The organism is Ensifer sp. M14 (genome assembly GCF_003355565.1).
GTDB lineage: Bacteria > Pseudomonadota > Alphaproteobacteria > Rhizobiales > Rhizobiaceae > Ensifer.
This window is the reverse complement of the sequence record NZ_QJNR01000004.1, coordinates 1279229-1290975: the sequence shown is the minus strand read 5'-3', so window position 1 is coordinate 1290975 and position 11747 is coordinate 1279229. Positions and strand designations below refer to the sequence as shown.

The following is an 11747-nucleotide window of genomic DNA, read 5'->3' as shown; positions in this document are numbered from 1 at the left end:
ACGGCGGTGATGCAATCGCACGGCTAATGAATCGTGAATGCGTCGATTTTATGCCGCCTCACGCAGGGGATTGTCGGGGTCGATGCCGTAATCCTTGAGCTTTCGGTAGAGCGTGGACCGGCCGATGCCGAGTTTTCGGGCTACCTGGCTCATCTGGCCCCGATAGAATTTCAGCGCAAAACGAATCAGTTCCTCCTCCACTTCGGCAAGCTTGCGCACGTCTCCGCCCTCGTCGACGCTGGCAATTGCGTTCTCCATGCGGCCGTCATGAGACGCATCGGCCTCCATCGATTTCGCCGTGCTGGCAAAATCGGGATAGAGGTTCGCGGCCGGATCGACGGCAACAGGCGGGCGCTCGGGTCCGGCATCCCCCCAGGAAAAACCGGAACGATCGGAGACGACGTAGCCGGGGATCTGTGTAGCGATCTGCGGGAAGTCCTTGACCGTCAGCTCGCTGCCCTCAGCCAGAACGACCGCGCGGAAGATCGCGTTTTCCAGCTGGCGGATGTTGCCCGGCCAGTCATAGGCGGTCAGCAGTGCCATCGCACCGCTCGAAACGGTGAGCGGTGTGTTGAGCCTCTGCTCGGACGCGAACCGATCGACGAACGAGCGCACAAGAACCGGGACGTCCTCCTTGCGCCGGCGCAGCGCCGGAATGGTGATCGGGAAGACGTTGAGACGATAATAGAGATCCTCGCGGAACCGGCCCTCGCGCACCTCGTTGATGAGGTCCTTGTTGGTCGCCGAGATCAGTCGCACATTCACCCGATGCGGATGGCGCGCGCCGATCGTTTCGATCTCGCCCTGCTGGACCGCACGCAACAGCTTTACCTGGACTTCGAGCGGCAGGTCGCCGATCTCGTCGAGGAACAGCGTGCCGCCATCGGCATCGACGAATTTGCCGCTGTGCTTTTCGGTGGCGCCGGTAAAGGCGCCCTTCTCGTGGCCGAAGAGAATGCTCTCGACAAGATTGTGCGGGATGGCGCCACAGTTGACGGTGATGAACGGCTTGCCCGAACGGTCGCTGGCCGCCTGGATCGCCCGCGCCACCATTTCCTTGCCGACGCCGGATTCGCCTTCGAGCACGATCGGAATGTTGGACTGCGCTGCCCGCCGGGCAAGATCGATGACCCGGATCATCGCCGGGCTCGCCGACACGACGTCATCGAAGCCGACGGCGCCGCCGCGCGGGCGGCGCGAGGTTTTGACCTTGCCGTCGCGGCTCGCCATCTTCAGCGCATTGCCGAGCGCCACAGACAGCCGCTCGGGTGAAACCGGCTTGACCAGGAAGTCGAAGGCACCGGCCTGCATAGCGTGGACGACGGTTTCGATGCCACCCTGCCCGGTCTGAACGATCACGGGCGTATCGACGCCCCGTTCCGCCAGCGCATCGAGAAAGCCGTGGCCGTTCATTTCGGGCATCAGCAGGTCGAGAAGGATGACGTTGATGATGCCGCCCTTGCGCTCGAGCAATTCCAGGCCGCTGCGGCCATTGTCGGCGAGATGCGCGACATGACCGAGACGCTCGATCATGTTCGTCAGCAACCGGCGCTGCACCGGATCGTCATCGATGACAAGAATGTGTGATGTCACGGAAGCCTCCTGCTTTGGACACGCGGTACTTTTGGCCAACGTCATGTGCCAAATCACGTCAGGCATCTGTGCCATAAAGGGCTGAACATCATCTTTTGAGAAATGCTTGCATTTTATCCATTGCCGGCGATAGCAATGGGATCCGTATCGCTTGCCTCTTCCTGTCACGAACATGAGAAATCCGACGATGACCTTCCGCACCTTCGCTTCCGAGAAAACCGTCGTCCGTGCCGCCGCCGGCCCTGCCCAAGGCGCGGTATCCGCGCTCGGCGATCTCCCCTCCTGGCGGCTGGAGGATCTCTATCCGTCCGCGACTTCAGATGCTTTCTTCTCGGACATGAAGAAGGCCGACGCGGAGTCGATCGCGTTCGAAACCAGGTGGAAAGGCAAGCTCGCTGCCGCCGCCACGAAGACCGGCGACGACGGCATCGGTGCAGCCGTGAAGGAATTCGAGGCGCTGGAAGACATCATGGGACGCATCGCGTCCTTTGCAGGCCTCACCTATTTCTCCGACACCTCAAAGCCGGAAAACGGCAAGCTCTATGGCGACGTACAGTCGAAGCTGACCGACATGTCGGCACACCTTCTGTTCTTCTCGCTCGAGCTCAACCGCATCGACGATGCCGTGATCGATGCGGCACTCACCAACGACAGCCTTGCCGCGCACTACAAGCCCTGGCTTCTCGACCTGCGCAAGGACAAGCCCTATCAGCTCGACGACAAGCTCGAGCAACTGTTCCTCGAAAAGTCGATGACCGGTCCGGCCGCCTTCAACCGTCTGTTCGACGAGACAATGGCGGCGCTGACCTTTACCGTCGACGGCGAGACGATGCCGCTCGAAGTGGCCCTGAACCTGCTGCAGGATCCTTCGACCGAGGTGCGCAAGAAGGCGGCGATGGCGCTGGCCGAAACCTTCAGGGCCAATATCCGCACCTTCACGCTGATCACCAATACGCTCGCCAAGGACAAGGAAATCTCCGATCGCTGGCGCGGCTTCGAGGATATCGCCGACAGCCGGCATCTGGCCAACCGTGTCGAGCGCGAGGTTGTCGATGCGCTTGCGGAAGCGGTGAAGACAGCCTATCCGCGCCTCTCGCATCGCTACTACGCGATGAAGGCAAAGTGGCTCGGCATGGAACAGATGGACTTCTGGGATCGCAACGCGCCGCTGCCGGAAACGCCGAACGCGCTGATCTCATGGAACGAGGCAAAGGACACGGTGCTTTCGGCCTACCATGCTTTCGACCCTGAGATGGCCGCAATCGCCCGCCGCTTCTTCGACGACCGCTGGATCGATGCACCGGTTCGCCCAGGCAAGGCGCCTGGCGCCTTCGCTCACCCGACCGTTCCGTCAGCGCACCCTTACGTACTCGTCAACTACATGGGCAAGCCGCGCGACGTGATGACGCTCGCCCACGAACTCGGCCACGGCGTGCATCAGGTGCTCGCCGGCGAACAGGGCGCATTGATGGCTTCGACGCCACTGACCCTGGCCGAGACCGCATCGGTGTTCGGTGAAATGCTGACCTTCCGCGCGCTTCTCGACCAGACCAAGGACAAGCGCGAGCGCAAGGCCATGCTTGCCCAAAAGGTCGAGGACATGATCAACACGGTCGTGCGCCAGATCGCCTTCTACGAATTCGAGCGCAAGCTGCACACGGCGCGCAAGGAAGGCGAACTGACGGCGGACGACATCGGCAATCTCTGGCTTTCGGTACAGGCGGAAAGCCTCGGCCCGGCGATCCGGATTTCCGAGGGCTACGAGACCTACTGGGCCTATATCCCGCACTTCATTCACTCGCCGTTCTACGTCTATGCCTACGCCTTCGGCGATTGCCTGGTGAACTCGCTCTATGCCGTCTACCAGAACGCCGAGAAGGGCTTCCAGGCGAAGTATTTCGAAATGCTGAAGGCCGGCGGCACCAAGCACCATTCGGAGTTGCTGGCTCCCTTCGGCCTCGACGCCACCGATCCGTCGTTCTGGGCACAGGGTCTGTCGATGATCGAAGGGCTGATCGACGAACTCGAGGCGCTTGATAAGGGGTGATCCGATCCGTGGCGAACCCGTGGTCGACCATTGAATAGGCTGTCAGCAAAGCGGCATCGATGAACGAAAATGCACCCTATGTGCTTTTCCGGGACGACAGCGAAAACCGGACGACGGTTTTCGCCGATCCGGAGCGCGTCGTCACGGCGCGGACCAAAGCCGAATTCCACCGTGGCCTGGCCGAGCTCGAACGCGCCCACGCGGCCGGCAAATGGATTGCCGGATACATGGCGTACGAGGCCGGCCATCTTTTCGAGGAGAAGCTCGCCCCCTTTGCCGAGGAGGGCCGCGAAACGCCGTTGATGTCCTTCGGCATCTTCGACGCGCCGAGCGACGGCCATCCGCTTGGCGAGCCGCAACGGCGGACCGAGAACGAGCCTTTTCTAGCCGAGCCGCGTGCCGCCTGGGATTTTCCCACCTACCGCGCGCGGTTCGAGCGCCTGCACCAGCACTTGCGCCAGGGCGATTGTTACCAGGCGAACCTGACCATGCCGATCCGCGCCCGCTGGTCGGGCGATCCGCGCGCCGCCTTCTGGTCGTTGATCGAGCGTCAGCCAGTAAAATACGGCGCCCTCGTGGCGCTCGATGGCCCGATCCTCGTCTCGCGCTCGCCCGAGCTTTTCTTCCGGGTTGACGCCGACCGATGGATCGAGACGCATCCGATGAAGGGAACGGCCAAGCGCGGCGCGTCGGCTGCGGAGGATGCAGACATCATCGCCGCCATGCGCACTGATGAGAAAACCCAGGCCGAAAACCGGATGATCGTCGACCTCTTGCGCAACGACATATCGCGCATCACCGAGGTCGGGACACTCGACGTCCCGAAACTCTTCGACATCGAAACCTATCCGACCGTGCACCAGATGGTCAGCCATGTCCGCGCCAAGCTGCGGCCGGATGTCGGCATCACCGATATCTTCACCGCCCTCTTTCCCTGCGGCTCGATCACCGGCGCGCCGAAGATGCGGGCGATGGAAATCCTGCACGACCTCGAGGACGGACCACGCGACGCCTATTGCGGCGCGATCGGCTTCATCGCGCCGAACGGCATCATGCGCTTCAGCGTCGCGATCCGCACCATCTCGCTGTTTGCCGACGGGCAGGCCGTGTTCAATGTCGGCGGCGGCATCGTCTTTGATTCCGGCGCACAGTCGGAATATGACGAATGCCTGCTCAAGGCGCGCTTTGCGCTCGGCGATGCCGAGATCGCCCGATGACGGATTTTTCGCTGATCGAGACCCTGCGCTTTGAGCCCGACGAGGGGTTCGTTCGATTGAAGTTACATCTCGCCCGGCTCCGTCGGTCCGCACGGCGGCTGGGTTTTGCCAACCCCGAACGGGCTGAGTCCGAGCTCGAATACGCCATCAAGGGCGCAACGAGCCCGCTACGTGTCCGCCTGACGCTTGACCGCAACGGCGCAATTGCCGTGACCAACGCCGCTTTCACGCCCCTTGCCGAAGATACCGTCTGGCGCGTGCGCTTCGCGCAAACGCGGCTGTCGTCCGAAGACAAGCTCCTGCGGGTCAAGACCACGCGGCGCGACATCTACGAGGCAGCGCGCGCCGAGTACCCCGCAACGGAGATCGACGAGGTTCTTCTCCTCAATGAAAAGGGCGATGTTTGCGAGGGAACAATCACGTCGATCTTCCTCGATGACGGCAGCGGCACACTGAAGACGCCGCCGATCGCCTGCGGCCTGCTGGCTGGCGTGCTCAGGACCGAACTCATCTGCCAGAGGCGGGCACGCGTCGCCCGCCTGTCACCAGACGATCTGGCACGCGGCCAGCTCTATGTCGGCAATTCGCTACGGGGCCTGATCCGGGCGCAGCTCGGGGTCTGAGCCCGGCAAGGTGTAGCGCTTGACGCGATCGCGCCCGTCGCGCTTGGCGAGGTAAAGCGCCTCGTCGGCGCGGGCATAGATGTCCTTGACGCCGTCGCCTTCGCGATACTCGGCCAGCCCCACCGAACAGGTGTAGTAGAACTCCGGGATGCTGGCGAGCGGCCTGGCGCTGCGCACCTTGTCGAGCAGACGGTCAAGGATCATGTTGCCTTCGCTGATGGTGGTATCGGGCAGGATCAGCATGAACTCCTCGCCGCCGATGCGTCCGAAGCAATCGGACCGGCGCACGAATTCCTGCATCTGGCGGGCGAAGTCGAGCAGAACTTCATCGCCCTGGTGGTGGCCGTAGCGGTCGTTGATCGCCTTGAAGTAATCGATGTCGATGATGGCGACGCAGCCCCACATATGCGGGTTCTGGGCGCAATTGGCGATGAACTCGCCGAGCCGCCCCATGGTGTGGCGCCGGTTGGGAACATTGGTCAGTTCGTCGACCTGTGAGGCCCTGAGCGCGAAATCGCGATCCTGGCGCAGGGTGCGCTCCTCGACCCGCACGGTGGTGATGTCGACGGCGACGCACATCATCCACCCCTTGGCATCGACCGTTTCCGTCATCCACAGCCAGCGGCCGTCATGCAGGTCGGTCTCCATCGCACGAAACGGGATCTTTCCGCGCCGATGGATCGTCGAGGCTATCCAGCCTTCGATGTCGCTGGTCGAAAGAACGGTGCCGCGACTGGCCGCATGGTTGCGCCGCATGATGTCGGCCCAGGTCGGCGTCTCCTCCGCGTCGACGAAGTAGGCGGCGCGAAAGGCTTCATTGGCAAATTGCAGCCGATCGTGCTGATCGTAGAGAGCCATCAGCACGGGCGTCTGGGCCTGCAGGCCCATGAGTGTCTTTATGTGGTCGCCGGTCACGTTCAGTCTGCAACGCCTCCACTACGGGCAAGGAAACAACAATCATGGCGCGTGGCGATTGATTGTATCAAAGCTATAGCACGAAGAGCTTGTGACAAGCTTCGGCCCATGCGAAACGATAGGGATTATGGTTAAATCGCGAGAATGATCCGGTCATCCCGCATGAAACACACGCCTTACGACGGTTCCTCCAAGCCTTTTACCATCGGCCTCACCCAACTTGATCCCGATCGCTGGATCGAGCCGGACGATCAGATACAGCACTATCTCAACCAGAAAGCCCATCTGCTCGCCCAGTCCCGCGGCGCGGTCTTTGTCGCCGAAGACGGAACCGAACAGGCGCAGAACGAGGTGCTGCAGATCCTCTCCGACTATCTGCCGACGCGGTATCCAGACATCTACTGTCGGCAGGACAATCTCATGATAGTCGGCGGCAGTCGCGTGGCCCTGTCGGGCGACGACGCGCTGGTGATTGCCGGCTCACTCATCCAGGACGATCTCGCCATCATGCAGCGCAGTGATCGCGGCTGGCGGCTTGGCGCTGCCTATATCGCCTTCCCCTCGTCCTGGTCGCTCGCGGAAAAGTTCGGGCGCACGATGGATGAGATCCATGCCCCGGTTCCCGGCTTCGGCGACGGCACGCGCAATGCCGAACTCATCGCCCGCATGTTCGACAATCTGCCGCCCGGCCGTTTCGTCGAGCGCTTCAACTGGGCTGTCAATGTCGACGGTTCCCTGCATCTGCCCAAGTCGAAATCCGAAAGCCTCTCGGCAACCGCCATCGAGCTAACCGAAGAAAGCGCGTTCATCCGCATCGAACGCCAGACGTTGCGCAAACTGCCCGAGACCGGCGCGATCGTCTTCACCATCCGCATCTATTCCGATCCACTGTCTCTGTTGCGACAGCGGGAGGATGCCGCCACTCTGGCTCTTGCCTTCGTCGAGCAATTGCGCGCGCTCGACCTGCCGCAGGCGGCCTACAAGGGCCTCGTCAGCAAGCGCGACGCCCTGATTTCGGCGCTGATTTCCATCGCTGGTTAAACAATATCGCAGGTCAGCGTTGACCCGGCGGCCCTTTATTGTGACAGCAAACTGTGCTCTAGGGCCTATCACACGGCGCGAGCCTCGTTTTCAGACACTTTCAACACCGTCTCAGGGAAAGTTTCCTCAGGAGTAAGACCAAAATGGCAGACACCACCTATCCGGTTTACGGCGAGATCACCGGCCCGATCGTCATGATCGGCTTCGGTTCGATCGGCCGCGGCACCTTGCCGTTGATCGAGCGCCACTTCAAATACGACAAGAACCGGTTGATCGTGATCGAGCCTCGTGAGGATGCCGCCGACAACGAGATCTTCGAACGCCATGGCGTCCGCCACGTTCGCGCGCATGTGACGAAAGACAACTACAAGGAACTGCTGAAGCCGCTTCTGACCGAAGGCGAAGGCCAGGGCTTCTGCGTCAACCTGTCGGTCGACACCGGCTCGGTCGACCTGATCAAGATGTGCCGCAAGCTCGACGTTCTCTACATCGACACCGTCGTCGAGCCGTGGCTCGGCTTCTACTTCGATGCCGAAATGGACAATGCATCGCGCACCAACTACGCCCTGCGCGAAACGCTGCGCAAGGAAAAGGAAAAGAACCCGGGCGGCACCACGGCCGTCTCGACCTGCGGCGCCAACCCGGGCATGGTCTCGTGGTTCGTCAAGCAGGGCCTCTTGAACCTCGCCAACGACCTCGGCGTGAAGTTTGACGAGCCGCATCAGGACGACCGCGAAGGCTGGGCCAAGCTGATGAAGAAGGTCGGCGTCAAGGGCATTCACATTGCCGAGCGCGACACCCAGCTGACCAAGAAGCCGAAGCCGCTCAACGTCTTCTGGAACACCTGGTCGGTCGAAGGCTTCATCTCCGAAGGTCTGCAGCCGGCCGAACTCGGCTGGGGCACCCACGAGAACTGGATGCCGAAGAACGCCAAGAAGCACAAGAAGGGCTGCAAGGCGGCCATCTATCTGGAGCAGCCTGGCGCCAACACCCGCGTGCGCAGCTGGTGCCCGACCCCCGGTCCGCAGTATGGCTTCCTCGTCACCCACAACGAGTCGATCTCGATCGCCGACTTCTTCACCGTGCGCGACAAGGACGGCGAAGTCACCTACCGCCCAACCTGCCATTATGCCTACCATCCGGCCAACGACGCGGTCCTGTCGCTGCACGAAATGTTCGGCAACGGCGGCAACGCGCAGCCGGTCCATCACGTTCTCGACGAGAAGGAACTGGTTGAAGGCGTCGACGAACTGGGCGTGCTGCTCTACGGCCACGACAAGAATGCCTACTGGTTCGGCTCGCGCCTGTCTCTGGAAGAGACCCGCCGCATCGCCCCCTACCAGAACGCCACCGGTCTGCAGGTCACCTCTGCGGTACTCGCCGGCATGGTCTGGGCGATCGAAAACCCGAAGGCCGGCATCGTCGAAGCCGACGAGGTGGACTACAAACGCTGCCTCGAAGTGCAACTGCCTTACCTCGGCCCGGTCGAAGGCCACTACACCGACTGGACCCCGCTCGACGGCCGCCCGGGCCTGTTCCCGGAAGACATCGACACCAAGGATCCCTGGCAGTTCAAGAACATCCTCGTTCGCTAAACTGCTGAGATTGCGAAGCATCCGGCCCGGGGCATTTCTGCCCCGGGCTTTTTTTATCCATATGGGAAAAGCCCGGCGCGCCGGCCCGACCGCTCTTGCTTTCAACTCTTGATCGCGGCATGGTTCGGCGAAATGAAACGGACGCTCGGCACCAAGCGAGGGAAATCGCCAATGAAGCCATTCGCAATTCTGACCCTTCTCGCGACCGCCGCGGCCCTGGCCTCCTGCCAGTCGTCGCCCCGGGAAGTTGGAGGGGCACCGCCCGCTCGCCAGGCAGCGGGTGTCGAAGGCTCATGGACGGATCCGAACGGCATCGTGTCGACCTTTGCAGGCGGCACCTTCTCGACCCGCACGACCGACAGCAACCAGTTGCTGGCTTCCGGCAACTACGTGCAGCTCAGCCCGACGCTCGTCGAGATCAATATGACCTCGCTGGTGCGCAACACCCAATCCAAGGTCAATTGCGCGCTGGTCACCCAGAGCCAGCTCAATTGCACCACCGATGCCGGCGCCCAGTTCTCGCTGGCGCGACGCGGCTGAGACTGCCTTCGGTACACAAATCAAAGCCTCCGCAAGGGGGCTTTTTTTGTTGCTATTGTATGACTTAACCCTAGTTACAGATCCGGCAACCGGAGGATGGCTTTAGCGCTTGAACTCGCGTCGAAGTGATGAAAACATCCGGCCCGGCAAAGCCACCCCGGCTGTGGGGACCAGATCCGTAACCCGGATCCGCGATCGGCCGGAAGACAACAGGCAAAACAGGAGAACATCATGATCAGACACATGCGGACCGGCCTGATGACCGCGTCCATCCTTGCCCTCTCCTCGGGCGCAGCCTTCGCCGATTATGAACTGAACATCCTGCACATCAACGATCTCCACTCCCGCATCGAATCGATCAACAAGTTCGATTCGACCTGCTCGACTGAGGAGGAAGGCAAGAACGAGTGCTTCGGCGGCGTTGCGCGCCTGAAGTCCCTGATCGACCAGAAGCGCCAGGACCTGTCCGGCAAGAATGTCTTGCTGCTGAACGCCGGCGACAATTTCCAGGGTTCGCTGTTCTTCACCACCTACAAGGGGCTGGCTGAAGCCGAATTCCTCAACCTGATGAAGTTCGACGCCATGACCGTCGGCAACCATGAGTTCGACGAGAGCGAGGATGGCCTTGTCGGCTTCCTCGAAAAGGTCGAATTCCCCGTCGTCACCGCCAACGTGCTGCCGAGCTACAAGTCGAAGATCGGCGACCGGATCAAGCCGTCGATCGTTCTCGAAGTGGGTGGTCAGAAGGTCGGCATCGTCGGTGCCGTCGCCAACGACACGCCCGAGCTTTCCTCGCCAGGCCCGGACATCCTGATCGGCGACGACGTCGCCACCACGACCGCCGCGGTCGAGGAGCTGAAGAAGCAGGGCGTCGACAAGATCATCGCGCTCACCCACGTGGGCTACCCGCGCGACCTGGCGGCAATCGCCAAGATCCCCGATGTCGACGTCGTCGTCGGCGGCCATTCGCACAGCCTCTTGTCGAACACCGACGAAAAGGCCGAAGGCCCCTACCCGACGATGGTCGACAATCCCGGTGGCTACAAGGTCCCCGTCGTCCAGGCCGGCTCCTATTCGAAGTATCTCGGCGACCTCGTCGTCACCTTCGACGACAAGGGCGTGGTCAAGGCTGCCAAGGGCGATCCGATCCTGGTCGACAGCTCCATCAAGCCCGACCAGTCGGTGCTGACCCGCGTGGCCGAACTCGCCAAGCCGATCGAGGAGCTGCGCTCCAAGATCATCGGCAAGACCGAAGCGCCGATCGACGGTTCGCGTGACAATTGCCGCGCCAAGGAATGCGAAATGGGCAGCCTGGTTGCCGACGCCATGCTCGACCGCGTCAAGGGCCAGGGCGTGACGATCGCCATCACCAATGGCGGCGGCCTGCGCGCCTCGATCGATGCCGGCGACGTCTCGATGGGCGAAGCGATCACCGTGCTGCCGTTCCAGAACACCGTTGCGACCTTCCAGCTGAAGGGTGCCGACATCAAGGAGGCACTTGAGAACGGCCTCAGCAAGCTCGAAGAGGCAGGCGGCCGCTTCCCGCAGGTTGCCGGTCTGAAGTACTCGTTCGACCGCTCGGAACCGGTCGGCAGCCGCGTCGTCTCGGTCGAGGTCAAGGACGGCGAGGCCTACGGCCCGCTCGATCCGGCAAAGACCTATTCGCTGGTCACCAACAACTACATGCGCAACGGCGGCGACGGCTACGACGTGTTCAAGACCAAGGGCGAGAATGCCTATGACTACGGTCCGGGTCTCGAAACCGTGCTGGCCGACTACCTCGCCGCGCACCAGCCGTTCAAGCCCTACACCGATGGCCGCATCACCGAAGTGGCTGCAGCCGCCGGCGCGACCACAGCCGAACCGGCAACGGAAGCCAAGCCGGCGACCGACGCAACGGCGACGCAGCCTGCAACCGACGCTGCCGTCAGCACCACGGCCTCCGGTCCGCAGAAGCACGTCATCGCCAAGGGCGACACACTTTGGGATCTCGCCAAGGCGTTCTATGGCGATGGCGCCGTCTGGGCGAAGATCTCGGCTGCCAACGGCAAGCCGGCGCCGCGCCACCTGCATGTGGGCACCGAACTGGAGATTCCGGCAAAGTAATACCAACCTGCGCCGATATTGACCTCTTGCGTGGGACCGTGTGCGGTCATCCGGCAAGGAGGATACCGCA

Annotated in this window: 9 protein-coding genes; 7 read left to right on the top strand and 2 right to left on the bottom strand. The window is 62.1% G+C overall.

The features are described 5' to 3' along the window. Nucleotides 1-48: 48 nt before the first annotated feature. A complete protein-coding gene (locus BLJAPNOD_RS06120; protein WP_115421156.1) occupies nucleotides 49-1593 on the bottom strand; it encodes a sigma-54 dependent transcriptional regulator in 1545 nt (514 codons plus the stop codon). Nucleotides 1594-1780: 187 nt separating this feature from the next. Here BLJAPNOD_RS06120 and BLJAPNOD_RS06115 point away from each other — a divergent pair, with 187 nt between their 5' ends. The 3 genes from BLJAPNOD_RS06115 to BLJAPNOD_RS06105 are packed head-to-tail and all read left to right on the top strand — an operon-like array spanning nucleotide 1781 to nucleotide 5480. Then, nucleotides 1781-3640 (top strand): M3 family oligoendopeptidase, encoded by a 1860-nt coding sequence (locus BLJAPNOD_RS06115; RefSeq protein WP_115419245.1) that lies wholly within the window; start codon nucleotides 1781-1783, stop codon nucleotides 3638-3640. Between the two features lie 59 nt (nucleotides 3641-3699). Continuing rightward, the gene (locus tag BLJAPNOD_RS06110; protein WP_077500623.1) at nucleotides 3700-4857 is read left to right on the top strand and encodes an aminodeoxychorismate synthase component I; all 1158 of its coding nucleotides are present in this window, start codon (nucleotides 3700-3702) and stop codon (nucleotides 4855-4857) included. Next, nucleotides 4854-5480, top strand: a complete 627-nt coding sequence (locus BLJAPNOD_RS06105) for an aminotransferase class IV family protein (protein WP_115419244.1) — start codon at nucleotides 4854-4856, stop codon at nucleotides 5478-5480. Before BLJAPNOD_RS06110 ends, BLJAPNOD_RS06105 begins: the two co-directional genes overlap by 4 nt. Here BLJAPNOD_RS06105 and BLJAPNOD_RS06100 read toward each other — a convergent pair. Next, nucleotides 5445-6395: a GGDEF domain-containing protein gene (locus BLJAPNOD_RS06100; RefSeq protein WP_077500619.1), complete on the bottom strand. Its 951-nt coding sequence runs from the start codon at nucleotides 6393-6395 to the stop codon at nucleotides 5445-5447. The two genes, BLJAPNOD_RS06105 and BLJAPNOD_RS06100, sit on opposite strands and share 36 nt — an antisense overlap. Nucleotides 6396-6539: 144 nt before the next feature. Between BLJAPNOD_RS06100 and BLJAPNOD_RS06095 the strand changes: the two genes are divergently transcribed. The 4 genes from BLJAPNOD_RS06095 (at nucleotide 6540) to BLJAPNOD_RS06080 (ending at nucleotide 11677) form a co-directional block, all read left to right on the top strand. Then, on the top strand, nucleotides 6540-7436 hold the full coding sequence (locus tag BLJAPNOD_RS06095) for a DUF3445 domain-containing protein (protein ID WP_115419242.1): 897 nt from the start codon (nucleotides 6540-6542) through the stop codon (nucleotides 7434-7436). A gap of 143 nt (nucleotides 7437-7579) precedes the next feature. Beyond that, nucleotides 7580-9031, top strand: a complete 1452-nt coding sequence (locus BLJAPNOD_RS06090; RefSeq protein WP_115419241.1) for a homospermidine synthase — start codon at nucleotides 7580-7582, stop codon at nucleotides 9029-9031. Between the two features lie 171 nt (nucleotides 9032-9202). After that, nucleotides 9203-9571 carry an outer membrane lipoprotein Omp10 gene (gene omp10, locus BLJAPNOD_RS06085; protein ID WP_077500613.1) on the top strand — a complete coding sequence of 123 codons (369 nt, stop codon included), beginning with the start codon at nucleotides 9203-9205 and terminating at the stop codon, nucleotides 9569-9571. A 231-nt stretch (nucleotides 9572-9802) separates the two neighbouring features. Then, nucleotides 9803-11677 (top strand): 5'-nucleotidase C-terminal domain-containing protein, encoded by a 1875-nt coding sequence (locus tag BLJAPNOD_RS06080; RefSeq protein WP_115419240.1) that lies wholly within the window; start codon nucleotides 9803-9805, stop codon nucleotides 11675-11677. Nucleotides 11678-11747: the final 70 nt, after the last annotated feature.

What these genes read in the sequence shown, in the direction of transcription:
- BLJAPNOD_RS06110 (WP_077500623.1), top strand. Translation starts at nt 3,700, where the DNA reads ATGAACGAAAATGCACCCTATGTGCTTTTCCGGGACGACAGCGAAAAC.
- omp10 (WP_077500613.1), top strand. Translation starts at nt 9,203, where the DNA reads ATGAAGCCATTCGCAATTCTGACCCTTCTCGCGACCGCCGCGGCCCTG.
- BLJAPNOD_RS06115 (WP_115419245.1), top strand. Translation starts at nt 1,781, where the DNA reads ATGACCTTCCGCACCTTCGCTTCCGAGAAAACCGTCGTCCGTGCCGCC.
- BLJAPNOD_RS06090 (WP_115419241.1), top strand. Translation starts at nt 7,580, where the DNA reads ATGGCAGACACCACCTATCCGGTTTACGGCGAGATCACCGGCCCGATC.
- BLJAPNOD_RS06095 (WP_115419242.1), top strand. Translation starts at nt 6,540, where the DNA reads ATGATCCGGTCATCCCGCATGAAACACACGCCTTACGACGGTTCCTCC.
- BLJAPNOD_RS06105 (WP_115419244.1), top strand. Translation starts at nt 4,854, where the DNA reads ATGACGGATTTTTCGCTGATCGAGACCCTGCGCTTTGAGCCCGACGAG.
- BLJAPNOD_RS06080 (WP_115419240.1), top strand. Translation starts at nt 9,803, where the DNA reads ATGATCAGACACATGCGGACCGGCCTGATGACCGCGTCCATCCTTGCC.